Source organism: Polymorphobacter megasporae (genome assembly GCF_018982885.2).
GTDB lineage: Bacteria > Pseudomonadota > Alphaproteobacteria > Sphingomonadales > Sphingomonadaceae > Polymorphobacter_B > Polymorphobacter_B megasporae.
Genome location: NZ_CP081848.1, coordinates 2188146 through 2208816, shown reverse-complemented (window position 1 = coordinate 2208816; position 20671 = coordinate 2188146). Strand labels below are relative to the sequence as shown.

26 protein-coding genes are annotated in these 20671 nt (G+C 69.9%); 4 read left to right on the top strand and 22 right to left on the bottom strand.

Features of this window, described 5'->3' with window-relative positions:
* The 19 genes from KTC28_RS10515 to KTC28_RS10425 form a co-directional block, all read right to left on the bottom strand.
* A complete protein-coding gene (locus tag KTC28_RS10515; protein ID WP_216710819.1) occupies positions 1-411 on the bottom strand; it encodes a peptidoglycan endopeptidase in 411 nt (136 codons plus the stop codon).
* Entirely contained in the window at positions 408-1235 is an 828-nt protein-coding gene (locus KTC28_RS10510) for a phage/gene transfer agent baseplate hub protein (RefSeq protein ID WP_216710820.1), read from the bottom strand. The genes KTC28_RS10515 and KTC28_RS10510 overlap by 4 nt, the downstream gene beginning before the upstream one ends.
* The gene (locus KTC28_RS10505) at positions 1236-3566 is read right to left on the bottom strand and encodes a DUF2460 domain-containing protein (protein WP_216710849.1); all 2331 of its coding nucleotides are present in this window, start codon (positions 3564-3566) and stop codon (positions 1236-1238) included. It abuts the gene before it with no gap.
* Positions 3566-4147 (bottom strand): tail tape measure protein, encoded by a 582-nt coding sequence (locus KTC28_RS10500; protein ID WP_216710821.1) that lies wholly within the window; start codon positions 4145-4147, stop codon positions 3566-3568. The genes KTC28_RS10505 and KTC28_RS10500 overlap by 1 nt, the downstream gene beginning before the upstream one ends.
* Positions 4128-4322 carry a phage tail assembly chaperone gene (locus KTC28_RS10495; RefSeq protein ID WP_216710822.1) on the bottom strand — a complete coding sequence of 65 codons (195 nt, stop codon included), beginning with the start codon at positions 4320-4322 and terminating at the stop codon, positions 4128-4130. Before KTC28_RS10495 ends, KTC28_RS10500 begins: the two co-directional genes overlap by 20 nt.
* Positions 4319-4630, bottom strand: a complete 312-nt coding sequence (locus KTC28_RS10490) for a gene transfer agent family protein (protein WP_216710823.1) — start codon at positions 4628-4630, stop codon at positions 4319-4321. Before KTC28_RS10490 ends, KTC28_RS10495 begins: the two co-directional genes overlap by 4 nt.
* Positions 4627-5034, bottom strand: a complete 408-nt coding sequence (locus KTC28_RS10485) for a phage tail tube protein (protein WP_216710824.1) — start codon at positions 5032-5034, stop codon at positions 4627-4629. Before KTC28_RS10485 ends, KTC28_RS10490 begins: the two co-directional genes overlap by 4 nt.
* A gap of 11 nt (positions 5035-5045) precedes the next feature.
* Complete coding sequence (gene gp17, locus KTC28_RS10480) at positions 5046-5438, bottom strand: tail completion protein gp17 (RefSeq protein WP_216710825.1); 393 nt, start codon at positions 5436-5438, stop codon at positions 5046-5048.
* Positions 5435-5656: a hypothetical protein gene (locus KTC28_RS10475; RefSeq protein ID WP_216710826.1), complete on the bottom strand. Its 222-nt coding sequence runs from the start codon at positions 5654-5656 to the stop codon at positions 5435-5437. Before KTC28_RS10475 ends, gp17 begins: the two co-directional genes overlap by 4 nt.
* Entirely contained in the window at positions 5653-5985 is a 333-nt protein-coding gene (locus KTC28_RS10470) for a phage head completion protein (RefSeq protein WP_216710827.1), read from the bottom strand. Before KTC28_RS10470 ends, KTC28_RS10475 begins: the two co-directional genes overlap by 4 nt.
* Positions 5986-5995: 10 nt before the next feature.
* Positions 5996-6520 carry a head-tail connector protein gene (locus KTC28_RS10465; RefSeq protein WP_216710828.1) on the bottom strand — a complete coding sequence of 175 codons (525 nt, stop codon included), beginning with the start codon at positions 6518-6520 and terminating at the stop codon, positions 5996-5998.
* Positions 6520-6801 (bottom strand): phage fiber-tail adaptor protein, encoded by a 282-nt coding sequence (locus KTC28_RS10460; protein ID WP_216710850.1) that lies wholly within the window; start codon positions 6799-6801, stop codon positions 6520-6522. Before KTC28_RS10460 ends, KTC28_RS10465 begins: the two co-directional genes overlap by 1 nt.
* A gap of 57 nt (positions 6802-6858) precedes the next feature.
* Positions 6859-7224, bottom strand: coding sequence for a hypothetical protein (locus tag KTC28_RS10455; RefSeq protein ID WP_216710829.1), 366 nt, complete (start codon positions 7222-7224; stop codon positions 6859-6861).
* Between the two features lie 32 nt (positions 7225-7256).
* Positions 7257-10454 (bottom strand): hypothetical protein, encoded by a 3198-nt coding sequence (locus KTC28_RS10450; protein WP_216710830.1) that lies wholly within the window; start codon positions 10452-10454, stop codon positions 7257-7259.
* Between the two features lie 95 nt (positions 10455-10549).
* On the bottom strand, positions 10550-11698 hold the full coding sequence (locus KTC28_RS10445) for a phage major capsid protein (protein WP_216710831.1): 1149 nt from the start codon (positions 11696-11698) through the stop codon (positions 10550-10552).
* A complete protein-coding gene (locus KTC28_RS10440; RefSeq protein WP_255601912.1) occupies positions 11695-12141 on the bottom strand; it encodes an HK97 family phage prohead protease in 447 nt (148 codons plus the stop codon). The genes KTC28_RS10445 and KTC28_RS10440 overlap by 4 nt, the downstream gene beginning before the upstream one ends.
* Positions 12138-12440 carry a DUF6127 family protein gene (locus tag KTC28_RS10435; protein ID WP_216710833.1) on the bottom strand — a complete coding sequence of 101 codons (303 nt, stop codon included), beginning with the start codon at positions 12438-12440 and terminating at the stop codon, positions 12138-12140. Before KTC28_RS10435 ends, KTC28_RS10440 begins: the two co-directional genes overlap by 4 nt.
* Positions 12437-13591 (bottom strand): phage portal protein, encoded by a 1155-nt coding sequence (locus KTC28_RS10430; protein WP_216710834.1) that lies wholly within the window; start codon positions 13589-13591, stop codon positions 12437-12439. The genes KTC28_RS10435 and KTC28_RS10430 overlap by 4 nt, the downstream gene beginning before the upstream one ends.
* A 201-nt stretch (positions 13592-13792) precedes the next feature.
* Positions 13793-15106 (bottom strand): DNA-packaging protein, encoded by a 1314-nt coding sequence (locus tag KTC28_RS10425; protein ID WP_216710835.1) that lies wholly within the window; start codon positions 15104-15106, stop codon positions 13793-13795.
* Between the two features lie 87 nt (positions 15107-15193).
* Between KTC28_RS10425 and KTC28_RS10420 the strand changes: the two genes are divergently transcribed.
* Positions 15194-15625, top strand: coding sequence for a DUF4174 domain-containing protein (locus tag KTC28_RS10420; protein WP_216710836.1), 432 nt, complete (start codon positions 15194-15196; stop codon positions 15623-15625).
* 84 nt (positions 15626-15709) lie between these two features.
* Here KTC28_RS10420 and KTC28_RS22770 read toward each other — a convergent pair whose 3' ends face one another.
* From KTC28_RS22770 to KTC28_RS10405, 3 genes are all read right to left on the bottom strand, one after another.
* Positions 15710-16573 carry a PEPxxWA-CTERM sorting domain-containing protein gene (locus KTC28_RS22770; RefSeq protein ID WP_255601911.1) on the bottom strand — a complete coding sequence of 288 codons (864 nt, stop codon included), beginning with the start codon at positions 16571-16573 and terminating at the stop codon, positions 15710-15712.
* A 190-nt stretch (positions 16574-16763) separates the two neighbouring features.
* Positions 16764-17324 (bottom strand): hypothetical protein, encoded by a 561-nt coding sequence (locus KTC28_RS10410; protein WP_216710837.1) that lies wholly within the window; start codon positions 17322-17324, stop codon positions 16764-16766.
* Between the two features lie 307 nt (positions 17325-17631).
* Positions 17632-18180 carry a DUF6456 domain-containing protein gene (locus tag KTC28_RS10405; protein WP_226895927.1) on the bottom strand — a complete coding sequence of 183 codons (549 nt, stop codon included), beginning with the start codon at positions 18178-18180 and terminating at the stop codon, positions 17632-17634.
* Between the two features lie 102 nt (positions 18181-18282).
* On the opposite strand from KTC28_RS10405, the gene KTC28_RS10400 reads away from it, so the two are divergent.
* From KTC28_RS10400 to KTC28_RS10390, 3 genes are read left to right on the top strand one after another with little or no spacing between them, the layout of a single operon-like run.
* The gene (locus tag KTC28_RS10400) at positions 18283-18846 is read left to right on the top strand and encodes a helix-turn-helix domain-containing protein (RefSeq protein WP_216710838.1); all 564 of its coding nucleotides are present in this window, start codon (positions 18283-18285) and stop codon (positions 18844-18846) included.
* 48 nt (positions 18847-18894) lie between these two features.
* Positions 18895-19893: a GTP 3',8-cyclase MoaA gene (moaA, locus tag KTC28_RS10395; RefSeq protein ID WP_216710853.1), complete on the top strand. Its 999-nt coding sequence runs from the start codon at positions 18895-18897 to the stop codon at positions 19891-19893.
* A gap of 8 nt (positions 19894-19901) precedes the next feature.
* Positions 19902-20660, top strand: coding sequence for an NAD kinase (locus KTC28_RS10390; RefSeq protein ID WP_226895926.1), 759 nt, complete (start codon positions 19902-19904; stop codon positions 20658-20660).
* The last annotated feature ends 11 nt before the right edge of the window (positions 20661-20671 follow it).

The following is a 20671-nucleotide window of genomic DNA, read 5'->3' as shown; positions in this document are numbered from 1 at the left end:
TCACTCCTGTTCAGGCAGCCGCCACGCGGCGACGATGGTCCAGCCGAGGTCGAGCGGCCCTTCGACGACGCGGCCCAGCCCGGCATGCGCGTGGACGACGCCGGTCCCGGTGACGACGGCAAAGTGGCGGCGGCCGGGCGACGGCGCGATGGTGAGCAGGTCGCCCGGCGCGGCGGTGGCGACACGGCGGCACCCAGCGGTAGCGATCAGATCGTCGAGCGCGGCTTCATGGTCGCCTCCGAGTGCGTAGGCGGGCGGCACGAAGGAAATCCCGGCAGCAGCAGCAGCGATCAGCGCGACGCCGACGCAGTCGAGGCCGAGCCCCGGCGCCCTGCCCTGCGCGCGGAAGCGCGTGCCGACGCAGGCGCGCGCGGCGGCGACGATTACGGCGCTGTGCGGATGCGCGGTCATACGCCGGGGAACCGGGTGAGGACGTCGCCGCCGGGGACGTGCGGCTCGCCGCGAAAGTTGATCGCGTTCGCGAAGCGCGCGCTGCACGTCGCCAACGTCTTGTCGCAGCCCTCGCGGAGTTCGACGCGTGTTCCGGCGGCGAGCGCGAAGGGCAGCGCCTCGAACAGGACAAGCGCGTCGCCGTCGACCCCCGCGATGCGCGCATCGAGACCAGCGTTCGGCCCGTCGAGCGGGCGCACCCGGCCGCCGCTGAAGCGCTCGATCGCCGTCACCGCGACACCGATCCGGTCGCGCGTCGAGGCGGTGGTGCGCGCGGTCGTCGTCAGCGGCGCGAGATCGACCCGGCAGCGGCGGTCGCCGAGTTCGGCGCGGCAGTCGGGCGAGCAGGTCTCGATCGCGATGGCCTCGAACGCCGCGGTCGGCCCGCGCACCGTCGCGGTGAAGCTGCCGCCGCCCGGCCCGGTGCGCTGCTCGATCGCGCCGATCGTACCGCCCGCCAGCCGCAGCGTGCCCGCCGCCGGATCGTCCCAGTCGGCCATGAACACCGTCAGCGCAGCGCCGTCGTAGCGCCCCGCCGCGAGGTCTTCGCCGGTGATCGCCGCCGCCGACAATGCCCCGGCGAACTCCATCGTATCGACCTCGAGCCCATCGCCGAGGCTGATTGCCGACGGCGTCATCCCCGGGGCGGCGGCATAGCGCAGCCCGCCGATGTCGAGCGGGCGGTCGTGCGTGGTGAAGCCGAGGACGACGCCGTCACTCCGGGCGACGCGCCAGCACAAGGCGATCGTCGTCAGGTCGCGGGCGAGACTGTCGGAGAACGCCATCTAAGCCTCGCGGATTTCGATGAGCGGGACCGACGCGGCGTCGCCCGACCGCCAGCCACCGGGCGAGACGTCGAGCCGGTCGTCGGCGAAACGCACGGGCACGTCGAAGGCGAAGCCCGCGGTGACGATCGCCCCGGCGGGCGGAGGCGCGGCGAGATCGACGAAGCCGCCTTCGGCCAGCTGCCAGCCGGTGACGGCGGCCCCGGCGACCGCGACGACGACGCTGCCCGCGACCGGGCGCGTGATCCGGCGGTCGTGCGGATCGTCGGCGGTGCCGTAGCGCTTGGTCAGGACAAAGCGCGTCGCCACCCCGTCACCGATGCCGATCGGCTGGTCGAGCGCGGTAATCGTGTCGCCGTCGCCCGAAGAATGGTCGAGCGGATCGGTGAAGCGGAAGCCGCTCGCCTGCCCGCGCCGCGCGCGGAAGAACGCGAGAAGCAGCCGCAGGTCGGCTTCGGAGCGGACCCCGACCCCGGCGTCGTAGTGGAGCCGCGCCTCGGCCCAGCTGCTGTTACGCTGTTCATACCCCGAGCTCGACGTCGAGATCTGCGTCGAGAATTCGGGGCCGCCGCTCGCGTGCAGGCCGATCGCGAGCGGAAAGCAGACGTCGTCGAATGCGGCCACGGCCTCGTCTCCCATGATGTCGAATGCGACGAAGCCGTCGCGTGCCACTTCGGGCCATGCCCAGACGAAGACCTCGGCGACGCCGCGATCCTGCGCGGCGGCGGCGGCCTCGGCGATCGCCGGCCATTGCCCGCGATCCTCGATTCGCGCGACGAAGCCGGCGAAATAATGCTGGACGGCGGGCGGGTAGCCGAGGCGGCTCGCGACCACCGCGCGCGCCGCCGCCTGCGCGGCGAAGTTGCCGCTCGTGACGAACTCGTAATCCTCGAGCTGGAGGACATCGAATGCGGGGTACGCCCATGCCGCGGGCAGGTCGGCGCGGACCAGTTCTGGCGAGGCTGAGCGAACCACCTGCGGAGCGTAGAACAACAGGTATGTCGTCACGGTGGGAGCGATCCCGCGTACCGCGTCGCGCAGCACCATCGTCGCCGCGCCGAGCTTTACGCCGAGCCAATCGGCGAAGGCGCGGTTCGGCGCATCGAACGTCCCGCGCGCATCGAGCACCAGCGGCGGTGGTGCCCCGCCCTCGCTGTGATACGCCGCAGTCGTCGCCGCGTCGTAGAAGCACGGGCGGTGGTCGGGCCCGACCCACCACCACGGCTCGCCGATCTGGAAGTGCGGCGCGTGACCGGCGGCGACCGCGAGCGCGACGAACGCCCGCGCGACCGCCTGCAGCCACGCCATTGCGGGCGCACTACACGGTGACAGCAGCGTCGACGGCGGGGTGTAGCCGGTCAGCGCCGGAGCCCCCGCCGCGTCGCGCTGCTTCCACGCCGCGGGCGCGTTCTGGTCGAGCAGCTCGAACGACTGCGACACGATCAGCGTCAACCCCGCCGCTGCGGCCCGCTCGGCGAAGTCGCGGTGCCACGCCGCTGCCGGGGCGCACAACGGCCGCGATGGATCGACCTCGTAGCGCGCCGTCGCCGGATCCCACGCCACCTGGAAGAAGTGGCTCATCCCGACATAATGGTTGAGCCACGTCGTATAACCGGTCGCGACGATGCCGCGAAGCAGCCGCTCGGGGGTCACGTTATAGCTGTCGTCATAGCCCGTCGCCATCCGCAACCGGTGCTGGGGTACTACGGTGTCACCGATCGCAATCGTCGAGTTGGGCCCATCGCAGGCGATGTCAGACAGCGTCACGGCTGCATCGACCGCGACCGTCAGCGGCGCTTCGATGCCGGTGAAGCCGGCGGGTACGAGCGAGACGAACAGCCGGTCGATGTCGCCGGTGAACACCGGATCGGCCTCGCCCGGCAGCAGGAACCCGCCGCTCAGCGCGTCGAAGTCGAGCGTGATCACCGCGTCGGTCGGCGTCCCCACGGCGTAATTCCACAGTCGCACGTACCAGCCGCGGAAGTTGCCCGCCGCGTCGCGCCCCTCGATCGTCAGCACCGGGCCGTTGACCGCGTCGAGCGGCATGACCCCGCTCGACTGCCAGCGGAAGCTGAGCACCAGCCCGCGATAGTCGCGGTCGGTGGCATAGCTCAGCAGCGGGTGATCGAAGCGATCGGCCGACTCCCAGATCAGCCCGGCGAGGTCGTTGCTCCGCAGGAAATTGAGGTCGACCCGGATCGATCGCGGCGCGGGGGTCGTCGCGGCGGCCATCATCGGACGCGGGAAATCGACCGTCCAGAAGCGCGCGTCGAAGCGCTTGAGCCAGTCGCGGCGCTGCTGGTCGGCGGGGGTGGCGAGCCAGTGGCGCATCATCCGTCAGCCCGATCGAGCGCTTGGCGGACCGCGCGCGCGACCTGCGCCCCGGTCCGCTGCATCATAGCGGGCGCGGCGTCGCGGGGGGTAGCAACATTGACGGTGATGCTGACCGCGCCGCCCTGCCCGCCCCCCGTCGCGATGCGCCCGGCGGCGGTGGGGACGAACAATTCGGGGCCGCGCTCGCCGACGAGATACGCGCTTCCGCCGGTAACCGGGCCGCCGGTCGCGCGCCCGGGGGCTCCGCCGAACAGCGACCCCGCCGCGCTGGCGAGCGAGGAAAGGATCCCGCCGCCGCCACTCGACGAACCGCCGCCGAACAGTCCGGTGAGGTCGGTCTTGATCGCGCTCGCGGCGATCTCGGCGAGGGTCGACAGCGCGACCTTGCGGAGGTCGTCGAAGCCGAGGCTGCCGGTCTTGACCGCCTTCGCCAGCGCGCTTTCGATCGCCTTGCCGGCGTGGTCGGCACCGCTCGCGAGCGGCCCGTCGAGCTGGTCCTTGATGCCGGCGACGTCGCGGGCGAAGCCGCTGGTGTCGGCGCGGATGCCGATCACGAGGCTATCGAGCTGTTGGTCCATCGGGGAAGGCCTCCATCAGGCGGGCGAGATCGGGAGCGGCGGCAGCGGCGGGAGCAAGATCGAGGCCGAGCGCGGCGCGGAGGTCGGCGGGGGTCGCCGACCAGAACGTCGCCGGGCTCCAGCCGAGCACCGCCGCCACCCGCGCCGCCGTCGTCGCGGATGATGCGAACGTCATCGCCCCTGCAACACCTGCGTCAGCAGCGTCTTGAGCACCGGCGTGACGACCGCCAGCCCGACCTCGACGATGGCGTCGGCGAACTTCTCGCGCGTCAGCGGCCCGCTGTCGGGGCTGAGCGTGTGCCATAGCAGGGCGACCAGCTCGTCGAGCTTGAGATGCCCGGCGGCGGCGCGTTCGACCGCGGCGAACAGCGGCCCGATTTCGCCCTCGGCGGCGACGAGCGCGGCGAAGGTCGGGCGGAAGATGCGCTCGACCCCGTCCAGCACGAGCGAGGCTTCGCCGCGCAACACGTTGGCGACGCTCATGCCGTCACCACGCTGCCCGAGGACTCGAGCGCGACGGTGTAGCTGCGCTCGCCGTTGAAATCGCCGGCATAGTCGAGCCGGGTGACGAGGAACCTGCCCGTCATCCGCTCGCCGCTCTCGAAGCTGACCTGATAGTCGTCGAGAACGCCGCCGAGCGCGTTCGCCTTGATCCGCGCCTCGGCGGCCGAGCCGTTGAACACCCCCGCGCCCGACAGCGAGACCGAGCGGAAGCCCGCCCCCGACAGCAGTTCGCGCCAGCCGCCCGAGCCCTTGTTGGTGATGACGACGGTGTCCGAATTGATCGTCAGCTGCGTCGTCCGCATGCCCGCGATCGTCGTGAAGACGGGAGGGCTCGCGCCGTCGCCGACCTTCAACAGGAATGCGCTGCCCTTTTCGGCGGCCATGTCGGTTCTCCTTAAAGTTGTTCGGTGCGGATGCGGAAGTCGATCGCCGCCTGCGTCCAGCCGCCGGGGTCCTTGACGAAGACGGTGCGGATGAAGGCGACCCCGGCGATGCGGGTGGCGTCGCGGCTGCCGCTGAGCGCACGGATTGCGGTTTCGGCGGCGGCGGCGAGCACCTTGACCCGCGCGGTGCCGGGGCGGTCGTCCCACAAGGCGAGGCGGACCGCATGCTCGTGCCCAGTGCCGGTCTGGTGGCTCCAGTCGGCCATGCTGTCGGGGCCGACGGTGAGGTACGGCGCGACCGCGTCGGGGGCGACGCCGTCGCACACCCCGGTGAGCGGTTCGAGTCCGGGAGCGCTCCGCAGCGCGGCGACGATCAGCGACTGGACGGCAAGGCTCGCGCTCATCGCGTCCTCCGGGTGAACAGCGCCAGCCACGGGTCGCGCGCGGCGTGGCGGCTGCCCCAGGCGCGGGCGAACAAATGCGGCGCTGTCAGGCGGATGCCGTTCGGGTCGATCGAGGCGACGACGCCGGGGAGTTCGGTGACGGCGCGGTCGAGCAGGATCGCGCGGACCTGCGCCTCGGCGATTGCGGCGAGCTGGTCGAGCAGGGTCGCGGCGATCATGTCCGGTCCTCGACGAGCAGCGTCAGCCGGTCGGGGGTGCGCGGATCGGGCTCGACGCGGAGGACGACGAGGATGCGATCGCGCCAGCGGAAGCGGCTCGTCACCCCGGCGCCCGAACCGACGCGCAGCGTGAGGCGGTAGCGCGAGCGGGTGATCCGGCGCTCGCCGACGATGCTGCTGGTGGCGACGACGTCGGTCGGCACGAGCGCGGCCCATGCCGAGCCGGCGGAGCTCCACGCCCCCGCGTCGCCGCCGCTGTCGTCGGGCGCGGGGGTCCAATGCTCGATCGCGACGCTGTCGCGGAGCGAGCCGGTGAATTCGGCGATCATGTCTTTCTCCTCAGCCGAGCCGGAGGCGGCGCCACGGCCGCCACAAGGCAGCGACGGCGGCGGGTGGTCCGCCCGCGTCGGGGGCGTCGCGGTGCGCGTGGAAGTGCGAGACGAGGCGGACGATCCCCAGCCGCAACGGCTCGGGGATGCCGTTCCAGTCGGCGGCGAGCCCCGCCCGGTAGCGGACGGTGACGCGCAATGCGCCGCGCGGGTCGATGACGCGGATCCAGCCGTTGCCCGACAGGTCGATATCGCTCTCGAAAGCCGGGCCGGTGGTTGCCCCGCCGACCGCGTCGACGCCGGTGATCGCGACGCACGGCGCGGTCTTGAGGCGTTGCCACGTCGGGGTGATCAATGCGGTCTCGGCGACGTCGCGGACGATCAGCGCCTGGCCGGTGAACGCCTCGGCGAGTCCGCTCGCGGCGCGGATGAAGCCGGCGATCAGCGCGTCCTCGCTCGACCCGTCGACGCGGAGAAACGCCTTCGCTTCCTCGATCGCGACCGGAGCGACGACGGGCGGCAGGATGTCGCCCATCACCGGACCTCGATGCGGACGGCGAGCGCGCGTTCGTCGGCGCGGCCGTCGGTCAGGACGATGCGGTTGGCGATGCGGTAGACGTGCCCCGGCACCCCGCCGTCGAGCGTCGCGCCGGTGCGGGTGGGCGCGGTGACGGTGCTACCGACGGCGACGCCGCCCGGCTCGTCGGGAGTGACGTGCCAGTCGCTCGCCGCGATCGTCGCGCCGTTGAGAACGTTGATCGACCAGTCGACGGCATAGTCGAGCCGCGCGGCCGGATCCTTCAGGAAGATCCCCACGGTCATGTCTCCATCGATGAGAGGCTTCCCTCCCCGACGGGGAGGGAAGAAGCAGGATCAGACCGGCTGGTTGATCTCGATCTGCCAGCTGGCGAGGCTCACCGTGCCGCCCGCAACGAGTGCCTGCGCCGGGCAGGTCGTGACGTAGAGCAACGTCGCACTGACCGGATCGAGCAGCGCGATATGGTCGGCGGTGCCGGGCGCGATGACCGACAGGCCCGACTTGGCGGCGATCGTCACCTTGCGCCCGGAGATATCGCCGGCGGCGAGGGTGAAGTCGGCGGTGGTCAGCGCGGCTTCGGACAGGCGGCCGGTATCGGCGGCGGCGTAGGTGGCCGGTTGGCCGCTGACCGCGACCATTCGGGTGGCGGTGCGGACGACGGCGAGCGCGCCGTCGAGAACCTGGGTGCTCGAGAATTTCATGCGGATATCCTTTTGGCGAAGAGGAGGAGAACTCAGTCGGCGGTGACGATCTCGAGCCGGAAGTCGCCGGAGACGATCAGCGTCCGTTCGGGGGGCGCGGCGCTGCCGGGCAACATTATCGGCAGCGTGCGGTCGGTGACGGCGGTGCGGCAGTTGCCGGGGGCGAGCGCGGCGGGCGCGATGACGCCGATGACGACAACACTCGCGGCGGTGACGGACCGGGCGTTGCCGGGAGCGAGGAACCCGGCCCAGGCGGCGACGCTGCTTATGGCGCGTGTCATCATCGTCACCGACGCGGCGGCCAGAATTGCCGCCCAGCCGGTCGCCGACGGACTCGCGCGCGTCGTGACCGCGGTCGACATCGGGACGACCGCAATCGCGATTCCCAGCGCGGTTACCGACGCGAGGCTGGCCTCGCGCGCAGCGGCGGGGACGAGCGCGACGGCGACCGCGACGTCGTTCTGGACCGCGCCGGTGGCGAACGAGAGCGGGCGGGCAACGCCGCGTTGGTCGACGTCGATGTTTGCCGACAACGACGTCCGACCGATCAGCGGCGACCCGGCGAGCGGCTTGTAATCGCCGCCGCCGGTGTTCGCCGGGTCGTAGCGCGCGCCCGCGATGTCGGTCCCCGACTTGTCGAGGGTGTATTTCGGGTCGGCCCCGGTCCCGGTGTCGATGGTGTAATTGGGGGTGTTGAGCCCTTCGAACTCGTGGAGGAACTCGGGGTTGATGTTGCCGCGCAGGATGACGTTGTCGGTCATGCCGACGCCGTACAGCGCCGACCAGCCGCGGATCGCGTTCGGCCGATAGCCGTGCTGGCGGATCTCGGTCGCGAACCATGCCCAGTGGACGGTGCCGTCGGTGATGTCGGTTGCGGTGCCGGTCGGGCCGCCCGTCGTCGCGGTCGTCCCCGCGGTGATGCAGTGATAGACGTTGCCGCCGGTGGTCAGTTCGACGCCGACGCCCTTCGCCTTGTTGCGCGACGTCGCAAGGTCGAAGCCATAAAGCGACGTCCCGCCACGTTGCGAGGCGACATAACCGTCGTTGTAGAAGTCGCACTTGATCGCGTGCTGGTCGTAGGCGTTGTTCGCGACCCGGTTGCAAAACATGATGTTGCTGTCGGTGTCGTTCGCCGCGATCGTGCCGAGATTGAGGTCGTCGTACAGCCAGTTGACCCGGTCCCCGGCGAGCGTATTGCCCTCGACGATCGAATAAGTCGCGACGACGGTGTTATTCTCGCCGGCAACGGTGAACATCGCCGCCGATGCGCCATAACTCTCGCAAACATTATTGGCGAAGACTTGTCGATTGAACACGCTGTAGGTCGTTCCGAGCGCGGTCGCGCCGGCATTGGCATTGGCGGTGAAGCCGATCGCCCAGACCGGCGCGCTTTTGACGTAGCGGAAGTCGTTGCCCGCGATGATGATGTCCTGGGTCGCGCCGAGCGGGTCGACGGTCGACCCCGGTGCCGCCGTTCCGCCGCCGCTCGATCCCGGCAGCCGGGCGCAGTTGAGCACGGTGATCCCGGCGATGCCGCTGACGACTTCCGCGTTTCGGCAGAGTTGACCTGAGACATAGCTGCCGAGCTTCCAAAACCGCAGGTTCGTCCAGAAAGCGTTCGTCGCGTTACCGAAAATCTGGACGGTGTTGGACTCGAACCCGGCTGCGCCGCGGACCTCGACATTGTCGAGCCAGCCGTACGTTGTCGCGTTGAACGGAACCGCCGCGGTCGCGCCGACGACGGTCATGTTGCGAAACTGGCATCGCGTCGACCGCGTGCTGCCCCCCGCCCCCTGTGCGACGACGACGTTGACACGCGGGTTGGCGTCGGCGGGGTCACCTTCGACGATCTCCCACGTATAGTTCGTCGTGATGCCGCTGGCGACGGCGACGGCCCCGAGACCGGCATAGCTGCCCGCCTTTACGCGGATGACCATGCCGTCGGTCGCGCCGATCGCACTCGCCGCCTGGCCGTTGCGCGCGGCGACGATGCGGTTCTGGATCTTCAGTGCGTTGCGCGCGGTAGTGTACGCATCGGCGCAGGTGCCGTTTGCAGCGGTCAGCGCGTTGGCGCTGACGGTGACGATGTTGTTGTTCGAGGTGCCACCGCCCTGAAGCGCGATCGTCGCCACGGCGGCGGTGGTCGAGACGGCCCATGTCGACCCGCTGCCGGAGATCACGGTGCAGCCCGCGGTAACGCCGACGCCGCTGACCTTGGTGCCGATCGCGACCGCGCCCGAGGTCGTCGTCGCAACCGTCAGGACATTCGACGCGATCGAGCCGGTCCCGACCCAGGTGTTCGGCTGGACATAGACGTAGAGGACCGGCAGCCACGTCCCGTTCGGATCATAGGCGATAACGAATGGGGTCTGCGCCGCGGGGGCCATCCCAGCGGTCGTCAGGCTCGCCATCGACGGGGTGCCGGTCGACGCCACCGCCGCGAACGCGGTGTCGGTCGTATCGCTCGCGCGCGCCGTGCCGATCCAAGGGAACGCCTTGAAGTCGCAGCGGATCAGCCCCTCGGTCAGCGCCGCCGGGGTCGCGGTGCCGCCGTCGATCGTGACGCGGTAGACGCGGGCCGGAACCCCGCTGCCGCCCGCCCCGTATTTCGGCGAGGACGTCAGCGCGGTCGCCCACCCGGTCGCGGTGTTGGTACCGTCGGTGGCGGTGAACCTGACTGCGGCGACCGGCGCGAAGCCCTTGGGATGGTGCGAGAAAGCGACGACCTCGAGATCGATCGCGCGGCTGTTCGAGATATGCTGGTACGGCACGTCGGCCCAGCGGACGATCGGCGACGGCGCGGCGATCGTCGAACTGTTCGTAACCGCGATCGACCCTGCGCTCTCGCCGGTCCGCCAGCCCGCCAGCGCGGTCAGCGTCAGCCCGGTATCGGTCGCGTAGACGTGCTGCGATAGCGCGATGCGAACCCGGATCTGGCCGCCGCCGAGACTGGCCTCGTCGGGGGTCTTGGCTGATCGCGCGCCTGCTGCGGTCGCTTGAACCGGTAACCGCAGTGGCTTGGTCGCGATCAGGTTGCGCGCGGCCGTGGCGGCGAGTGCTACGCCGCCGCTCAGCGCGAAGCCCGGGGCGATGGTCGCCACGACGAGCCGCGGCGTGCCGTTCGGATCGAGCAGATATTGCGAGAAGTCACCGGCGGCGCTCGGGCCGCCGGTCAGCGTCACGAGCAGCACCCAGCCGTTCGCCTCGATCGAGGCGGAAATGATCGCCATCGGCACGGCTCCTTGTAAATGTCCGGAAACAAAGGCGCCGCGCGGAGGGATCGAACCCCCGCGCGGCGCGGTCGCGGCTCAGCCTGGCTGGAGCGTCAGGCGGCGGCGAATTTGAGCAGCTTGATCGCCTCCGAGTTGATCACCGCCCCGCCGACGCGGCGGCTGGCGTAGAATTGGACGTAGGGCTTGTTGCTGTACGGGTCGCGGAGCAGGCCCGTCGTATTGCGCTCGGTGATCAGATAGCCCGCCTTGAAGTTGCCGAAGGCGATCGACAGACTGTCGGCGGCGATGTCGGGCATCGCCTCCGCGTCGATCACCGGATAGCCGAGGAGCGTCGCCGGCTGTTCGGCCGACAGCGACGGCTGCCAGATGAACGCCCCGGTGTTGTCCTTCATCTTGCGGACGCGGGCGAGCGTCGTCGAGTTCATCACGAAGACCGCGCCCTGGCGATACGGCGGGCGCAGCGCGTGGACGAGGTCGATGATCCGGTCCTGCGGGTTGGTCGCGGCGAAATTGCCCGCGACGCCGGTCGGCAGATACTGGAGCGTCGCGAACGGCCGCGTCGTGTCGTCGGCGGCGGTGGCGGGGTAGCTGAGATAGCCCTTGGGCTGGGCGACGCCGGACCCGGTGACGAAGGCGACGCTTTCGGCGCGGGCGAATTCGGTCGAGATCTCGCTCGCGAGCCACGTCTCGACGTCGAACATCGCGTCGTCGAGCATCGCCTGGCTCGCCGAGGGGTTGGCGTACAGCTCGCCCATCGGCGGCACGACTTCGACGAAGTTCGGCGTCCCCGTCGACGGCCTTGCCGCGACCTCGCCCGCCCAGCCCGAGGCGACGCCGCCGACCGCGATCAGCTTGCGGTAGTTCGCCGAGCCGACCTGGACGACCGAGGCGATGCCACGGATCGGCGAGATCGTCTTTAACGTATCGTCGATAACGGTGTCGATCTCGTTCGGCACCGCGACGCCGCCGTCACCGGGGACGCCGATCGACAGCGACTTCAATTCGGGCGCGCCGGCGTCGAGGCCCTTGCGGAGGTAGCGATCGGTGAACGCGGCGCGCGCGGGATCGGCCTTGGTGCCGGTCAGTGCGCCGCTGAGTGCGGGCCGGGTGAGGCGCGCGCTGAGCTTGTCGATGTCGCTGCGCAGCGCGGCGATTTCGGGATCGGGCACGACCGCGGCGACGGCGGTGAAGCTCGCGTCGAGCGGGTCAGCCTTGGTCTCGTAGCTGGTGGCGAACGTCATGCGGAGGTCTCCTGGTTGGAAAGCGCGCCGGTGCGCGCGGCGGGGGAAATTGCGTGCACACGCGCGAGGCGCTGCATCGGGAAGGTGACGAGGCTGACCTCGATCAGCTCGAAGTCGGTGAGGATGCGGCCGCCGCGCGTCGGGCGACTGGCGCGGACGCGGTAGCCGAACGACAGGCCGGTCAGTGCGCGGGCGGCCAGCAGCGCAAGCGCATCGCGCCCGGTTCGCGTGTCCTCGACGCTGGCGATGATCCGCAGGCCCCGCGCGTCCTCGGCGATGCGGTCGACAAGGCCGATCGGGGTGTTCGCGTCGTGCTGCCACAGCAGCGGCACGCTCGACCCTATCGCCCGGGCAAACGCACCGCGCTCGACGACGTCCCCCCCGGCATCGGGCACGCCGAAGACACTCGCGTATCCAGCGAGGCGGGTCAGCGGGGCGCTCACCGGAACATCATCCCCGTCATCCCGAGCTTCGCCGCGATCCCCACGAGCAGCGCCGCGACCAGCGCCCGCGCTGCCCATGTCACCACCGCCGACACCGCCGAGCGCTTGGCGTCGCGCCAGCCTTGGATCAGCTGGCGGAGTTCGACGATGTCGGCGACGGCGCGGTCGTCGTGGAGGCAGATGCTCGCCAGCGCGCGCGCCGCCCCGGCTTCGCTGGCCTCTTCGATCAGGGCGCGGAGGGTGACGAGGTCGGCCCCCTGCCCTTCGGCTTGTGCGATCAGTCCCGCGAGCATCGTCATGGCCGTGCCTCCAATCCCAGAAGTGAGCGTTTCTCGTCGTCGGTGAGGAAATTCGCCGCCGACACCTGGCTCCACAGCCGCTCGCGGTCGGCGCTGAGCGCCGGGATCGCGTCGCGGTCGACGGTCAGGCTCAAGCCCGGCCACCAGTCGCCGAGGTAGGTCGCGATCGACCCCAGGATGCGCGACGTCAGCGGCAGCAGCGTCAGCCGCCACAGCGCGATGTTCGCCTCGCGGTAATTGGCGAAGGCATTGTCGCCCGACAGGCCGAGCAGCATCGGCGGCACCCCGAACGCCAGCGCGATCTCCCGGCTGGCGGTGTCGCGGGTGCGGGCAAAGTCCATCTCGGCGGGGGTCATCGACAGCGCCTGCCACTTGAGCCCGCCGTCGAGCAGCATCGGCCGCCCGGCGTTGATCGCGCCGGCGAAACCCGCCTCCATCTCGGCCTTCAGCCGGTCGAACTGCTCCGCCGACAGCGTCGCGCCGTCGCCCGGATCATAAACCAAGGCCCCCGACGGCCGCGCGGCATTGTCGAGCAGCGCCTTGTTCCACGTGCTCGCGGCGTTGTGCGTCTCGACCGCCGCCGCTGATGCGCCAAGGCAGCCGAGGCCATAATGATCGTCGAGCGGGTGGAAGCTGCGGATATGGAGCAGCCCCGGCCGCCCCTCCTGCGACCCCGCGCCGACCGTCACCGCCGGGAAGCGCTGGAGGGTCGTGCCGGCACGGTACAGATAGCCGACCGGCCAGCCGCTCGCATCGGACTCGACCGTGACCCGCTCGGGGCGGAGCGAATACAGCGCGACCGGCAGGCCGTTCGCGCCGAGCCCGACCTCGATATACGCATTGCCGTGGAGCAGCAGGTTCGCCGCGACGGTCTCGATCAGGTGCGGCCCCGGCTCGCCACCGTCGAGCAGCGCGACCGCCGGATGCCCGGGCGGACTGCTCAGCACCGGAGCCCCCGCCGCGCCTTCCGCGACGATCCGCACCGCGCGCTGGGCGATCGGATTGCGGACGTACGCGTCGCGGGCGAGCGCCTCGTACGACCGCGTCGCGCCGAGGTTGCCGTTCCAGTTCGAGCGCAACAGCTCGGGGAAAACCCCCGGCGGGCGCGCTTGTGCGGGCCGCGACTTGCGGCCGAAGGGATTGAGATTCATGTGGTTCTCCCTGAATTCAGAAGGCACTGCCTCCCCTCCCCTTCAGTTGAGGGGCGAGAGACGCGCCCCTTGGCGCGGCCCGGGGGTGGGGCGCGGGTGGCGGAGAAGAACACAGACGAATCAGCGAAGAACTCGGCTGCGCCCTCGTTCCCCACCCCCGGCCCCTCCCCTGAAGGGGAGGGGAGGCACCCTCCCCGCGTCTTAAAGCGACCGCACGCTCGGCACGCGCGGCGATTTGCCGAGCAGCAGTTCGCTCACCGCCCACACCAATGCGTCGGCGCGGTCGGGCGAGCGCCCCGGCCCGGCGTAACCGCCGCCGGTCATCAACCCGCACAATTCGTCCTCGAGCGCCGGAAATGCGCCAGCGTGGTGGACCTTGCCCTGGACGTACAGCACCGACACCGGCTCGGCGCGGGCGACCTTGCCGCGCGTCGCGTGGACCGGCTTGATCGGCAGTGTCTTGTCGACCATCCGCAGGACCGAGGCGACCATCTCGCCGCCGTTGTTGACCTCGGCGACGATCAGGTCGGCGGTGAAATCGTCCGCCGCCGCGACGACCGCACGCGCCCACACCTCGGGCGCGGCATGCTCGACCGAGCGGTCGGCAATCACATAGCCATGCCCGTCCGCCCCCAGCGCGACGACGACGATGCCGCACGCGTCGCCGGTCTGCGACGCCGGCGGGTCGACCGCGATCACCGTCCGCGTCAGCCGCGGCACGATCCCGACACGGCACGCCTCGATCCCGCCCCGCGTCCACAGCGCGCCGTCGAGGTCGTCGATGATCTCGCCCTGCAATTCCTGCCGCCCGAGCCGCGTCCCGCCATAGTCGCGCATCACCGCGTCGAGGAACGACGGCGCGAGATTGGCGCGGTTGTCGACCGTCCGCCCGCGCGTCACGACGACCCCGGGGGTCCCTGCGGCCATCGTCTTGAGCCACGGCAGCGGACGCGGCGTCGTCGTCAGCAGCAGCCGCGGCGACGCTCCCAGCCGCAGCGCCAGCCGGAGATTGCTCAGCGCATCGGCGGCACGGTCCCACTTCGCCGCCTCATCGCCCCATGCGAAGTGGAACGACGGCCCGCGCAGCGAGTCGGGCTCGGCCGCGCCGAACAGCGATGCGGTCGACCCGTTCTTCCACGTCAGCAGCCGCCGCGCCGGCTCGAACTTCGGCCGCCGCCGTGCCACCGCGAGCACCCCGGCATCGCCCTCGACCATCACGGCGCGCGCATCGTTGAGCGTCGCCCCGACCAATGCGATCCGCGCGCCCTTGACCGAGCGCGCGCAGGCGTCGACCCACGCCGCCTCGGCCCACGTCTTGCCGAACCCGCGCCCGGCGAGGATCAGCCACGTCGTCCAGTCGCCGCCGGGCGGCAGCTGCCCCGGATGGGCGATAAGATGTGGTGCCGAACCCAACTCGACGAGCTGCTCGATCGGGAGCCGCTCGATCGACTTTGCGGCGTCGATGGGGTCCTGTTCGATAAACTGCCGCCACGGCGATCGGAGATCGTCGGTCATTCCGCGCTCCTTTCAGGATTGGATGCGCCGGTGCCGCTGCGGCGAAACCGGCAGAACAAGTCGTGTCGCTCGCGCGTTGTGCGGAGCATGAAACAGCCGATTGCCGTTGCCGCGCCGCTCGCCGCCTCCCTGCTCGGAGCCGCGTTGCTCGGCGCTTCGATGCCGGCCGATGCCGCGTCGGTCGCGGCACTTCGCGACCAGCGCCGCGTTCTCATTGTCGCCGCGCCTGCCGATAGTGATCCGCAACTCGCGCTGCAGCGCCGCGCGCTGGCTGGTTGGCAGCAGGGCGCGGTCGATCGCGACATCAGCGTGGTCGAGGTGGTTGGAACGTCGGTGACGGGCGCCGCCGACACCGCGAATGCGCTCGAACGGCGCTATGCGCTGCCGTCCGGGCGGTTCGCGGTGGTGCTGATCGGGAAGGATGGGCACGTCGCGATGCGATCGGCCAAGCCGGTGCCTGCGGCGATGCTCGAAGCGACGATCGACGCGATGCCGATGCGCCGCGCGGGGCAGCGGTGAATGCTAAGCTCTGAGTGGTAAGTGCTGAATGGTGAACGGTGAGGTTGGTGAGCGCGGACCGTCATTCCATCACCGTCATCCCCGTCAAGCAATTACCCCCTGCCCCCGCATCCGCATCGCGCCCCCGACAAACCCGAAGCCCGCCACCAGCAGCACCCACGCCGCCGGTTCCGGCACGCCTCCCGCCACCGCGGTATTGCCGAACCCGGCCTCGGGGGTGATCGTGAAATCGGCCGCCGTCAGTCCGAAGCTCGCCAGCGTGTCGGCGTCGAGTGAAATCGTCGGGTCGATCAGCAGCGAGGCGTGCGCTCCGGCCCCGGCGTTGAGGCTGAAGACCGACTCCATCGTGTAACTGAGCGTGATCGGCGTCCCGAACGGCACGGTGCCGCACGGCCCGGTCGTGCAGATGTACGGATTGAACTGCGCGAGGTCGGTAAACAGCGACGTGTGATATGCGGTCCGCCCGCACTTTGCCCCGACGCCACTGTCGCAATTCACCTCGAAGACGCTTCCGCCGCGGCCTTGCGCGACGGATGCATCGAGATGCGAGCCAAACACCTTCGACGCCGCGAGCGTGATATGCCCGGTCGCCTCGCCGATCTTGACGTGCGACGGGTGGAGCCCGAGGTTGACGAAGAACGCCTGCGCCGCCGCCGTCGTCGGCTTGATCGCGACGTCGAACTCATAGAGATCCTCGATGAAGAAGCCGATCGGGCCGCCTTGGATCGCGGTGATCGACAGCGATGGCGACGGCGCGACACCGTAGCCGAGCGTGACGACGCTGCCGTCGGTGTACGTCTCGACATGCGTGCCGAGCGCCTGGTTGACCGTACGCGTGAACGCCTGCGGATAATGCTGGACCTCGTAGCGCGTCGAATACGCCGCCGCCGGGGCGCTTGCGCCGAGTATCGCCGCGAGCGCGACGATCGATTTCACTGCAAGGCCCATATCGCGCTCCCGTCGCGAACCCCCAGTGTCCGCATGGGCGTCGTGGCGGGTCGAGGGCGCGGCGTCGATTGCCTATAGAGGCAGGTCTGGGAGAGGGGTTGGGTTGCAGCAACGTGCCATTCGTTGCGCCTTCCCCCTTACTCTCGTGATCCCCGCGCAGGCGGGGATCACGAAAAGAGAGTGGCCGCCTTTAAGCCGCACCCTGCTCCAGCACCTGCTCCAGTGTATTCTGCTCCAACGCACCCTGCTCGATCGCACGCTGTCTGATCGCGCCCTGCTCGACCGCGCTTTGCTCGACCGCGCTTTGCTCGATCGTCCGCGGCCGGATCGCGATCGCTGCGAGGAAGGCCTCGCGGGTCATCAGTTCGACCGGCTCGGGCGCGTCGGCGGCGTGCCCGGCATATTTCTCCCACAGCAGCGCCACGACGAATTTGAACGCGAGTGGATCATTGAAGACGCGGTAGATGTCGACGACCTTGCCCTGGTAGATCGTCCGCCGTTTGACCCCGTTCAGCAGCCGCTTGAACAACGCCTTCTCGAGCTTGACCGGGTCGACCGCGAGCGCGGGCACGCGACCGAGCGCGGTGTCCCACGCGACGGCGAAATCGGGGTGGTGATCGCGCGCCCGGCGGAAGGCGAAGCGCGACGCCCCGGCACGGTCGGCCGCGACGCTGACTGCGCCGCAATCGCGCAACGCGGCGATGAAAAGGTCGCGCCGGTCGGCGTCGATCACCGGGCCGACGCGGCGCACGACCGCGGTCTCTCGCGCTGTATCTTGCGAGCTTATTACCGGCTGCTTCATCGATCTTCCCTCCGGGTAAAACGCAAAACGCCCACCGGGTAGCCGGTGGGCGGAGTTCTGCAGCATTCCTGAAGACTACACTTCAGCGGTTCGCTTGTCAAGATGTTTTTACCTGTAGGGTTTGTTTCCTACAACCTGTAGGGTTTGTTTCCTACAGGTTGTAGGACTGTTGCGGCGCTATCTTCGTGCGACTGCTGCCTTTCTGCCCCCCGCTACCCTCTCGGCGTCGCCGGGCGAGACGGAGCGGACACTGCCATCACCGCAGCTGATAATGATCCCCCAGCCGGTCGAGTGCGAGGAGGAGTACGACCTTCCCCGCGCGCGCCGGCCAGCCGAGCGCCTTCTCGACCGTCTCGAGCCCGTCGCCGCTGCACACCACCCGCCACAAGACGTCGGACAGCCCCCCGCCGACAGCGGTCACCGCCGACTCGAAGCGCGCCTTCGCCGCGATCTGCGCGCTCGACGCGTCGAGCATGTCGGGCGCGCCGCGCGCCCCGCGCGACGATGCCCCGGCGTCCCAGCTCATCGTCGTCCGCGGCGCGAGGCTCGCGCGCATGAAGTCGCCGCGCAGTTTTTCGCCCGCCTCGAACTGGCGCGCGGTGACCATGCCGCGGCGGACGAGCCAGCCGAGCGGCGATTCGGCGAGGTTGACGGTCACCCGCGCGCGGTCGACGATCGCCGACGGCGGTAATCGCGCTTCGGCGAACAGGCGGTTCGGGCCGGGCGCAGGAAGCTGCGACATCGTCCCCAAAGCCTTGGGAGGACGAACCGGCTTGGCGACTTGGCGGCGGGCGGGCTTCGGCATGACATTCTCCCTGCAGCGAGTACGGCGACTCGGGCGAATCAGTCTTGCCATAGCCGTTCATCTGTAGGACAGAGGCAAACCCTACAGGTTCAGGAGATACTCGTGATCACCCGTATCCGCGAGGTCCGCAAAGCCAAGCGCATGACCCTCCACGAAGTCGCCGCCGCGTGCGAGCCGCCGACGACGGCGCAGACGATCGGCCGCCTCGAAACCGGCATGCGAACCGTATCGGTCGGCTGGCTCAACCGTATCGCCGCCGCGCTTGGGGTTGCAGCCGCCGATCTGGTCACGTTGCCCGACCGCGTCGACGTCCCCGTCACCGCCGTCCTCACCGCCGAGGGCGCGATCCCGCCGCGCCGCGCGACCGCGCTGCTGCCCCCCGCGCCGCAGGGCGATTACGTCGGGATGATCGTCGAGATCGCGCAGGGCGATTACCGCAACGGCGATTCGGTCTGGCTCGAAAAGCTTGCGGCGAAGGATTTCGCGTCCGCGCTCAACCGCGACATCCTCGTGCCGCGCGCCGCCGGGCGCTTCGCCTTCGGGCGGCTGGTTGGGACCGAGGGCAAGAAGCTCCAGCTCCTCCCGCTCGAGCCCGGCGCGCGCCAGCTCGTCGTCGGTGATGCGGCATGGATCGGCGTCGTGCGGATACTCGTGCGCGCGCTGTAATCGCGCAGCAGACTGGACTTAACCCTAACCCAAGCCCACTTGGTGCGGATGCTCCCGCTGATCGACCCCTTCGGCCGAACCGTCGACTATCTGCGCATTTCGGTCACCGACCGCTGCGACTTCCGCTGCGTCTATTGCATGTCGGAAAACATGACGTTTTTGCCGAAGAGCGAGGTTCTAAGCCTCGAGGAAATCGACCGGATCGCCACCGCCTTCGTCCGTCGCGGTACCCGCAAACTGCGCCTCACCGGAGGCGAGCCGCTCGTCCGCCGCGGCGTCGTCGACCTCATCGCGAGGCTGTCGCGCCACGTCGCCAGCGGTGACCTCGACGAGATCACGCTCACCACCAACGGCTCGCAATTGCGCAAGTTCGCCAGCGACTTGTTCGCCGCCGGGGTGCGCCGGATCAACGTCAGCCTCGACACTTTGGACCCCGCGAAATTCGCCAAGATCACCCGCTGGGGGCGCCTTGAGCAGGTGCTCGACGGCATCGCCGCGGCGAAGGAAGCGGGGCTCCACGTCAAGATCAACATGGTCGCGCTGAAGGGTTTGAACGACGACGAAATCGACACGATGTTGGCATGGACCGCCGCCAACGGGCACGACCTCGTCCTCATCGAGACGATGCCGCTCGGTGCGATCGACGAGGACCGCGCCGACCGGTACCTGCCCTTGAAGGCGGTCCGCCGCGACCTCGAAACCCGCCACACGCTGATCGACCTGATCGACCAGACCGGCGGCCCGGCTCGCTACGTCCGCATCGTCGAGACCGGGCAACGCCTTGGTTTCATTACCCCGCTGACGCATAATTTCTGCGAGGGCTGCAACCGCGTCCGCCTCACCGCGACCGGGCAACTGTTCCTTTGCCTCGGTCAGGACGACGCCGCCGACCTCCGCGCCGTGCTTCGCGCGACCGAAGATAACGGCATCCTCGACGCCGCGCTCGACGAGGCGATCTCGCGCAAGCCCAAGGGTCACGACTTCGTCATCGACCGCACCGCCCGCGCCCCCGCCGTCGCCCGCCACATGAGCGTCACCGGCGGATGATCTCGCGGATGGCGCTGCTGGTCTCACCGACCGCGCAGGCGCACGCCGCGGAAGCGCTGCTCCGCCCGCTGTACGACTGGACCGCGATCCGCGATGCCGAGGTCGTCGTGGCATTGGGCGGCGACGGGTTCCTCCTCCAGGTTCTCCACGCCGCGCTCAACGCCCGCCAGCCGCGCCCGGTGTTCGGCATGAACCTTGGCTCGGTCGGCTTCCTGATGAACGAGTTCCGCGTCGACGACCTGCCGCGTCGCCTGACCGACGCACGCGCCTTCGCGCTCCACCCGCTGTCAATGGAGGCGCGAACCGTCGGCGGTGCGATGACGATCTCGCCCGCGATCAACGAGGTGTCGCTGCTCCGCGAGACGCGGCAGGCGGCCAAGCTCGAGATCAGCGTCGACGGCAAAGTGCGGATGCCCGAATTGTCGTGCGACGGCGTCCTTGTCGCGACCCCGGCAGGGTCGACCGCGTACAACCTGTCGGCGAACGGCCCGATCCTCCCGCTTCAGGCCGATCTGCTCGCGCTGACCCCGATCAGCCCGTTCCGCCCCCGGCGCTGGCGCGGCGCGCTGCTGCCGCAGGCGTCGCTGATCGAAATCCGCATCCTCGAAAGCGAGAAGCGCCCGGTCAGCGCGGTCGCCGACCAACTCGAGGTCCGCGACGTCGCTTCGGTCCGGATCGTTAGCGACCGCAGCGTCACGCTCGATCTGCTGTTCGACCCCGGCCACGCGCTCGACGACCGCATCTTTACCGAGCAGTTCGAAAACTAACCGCTACCATC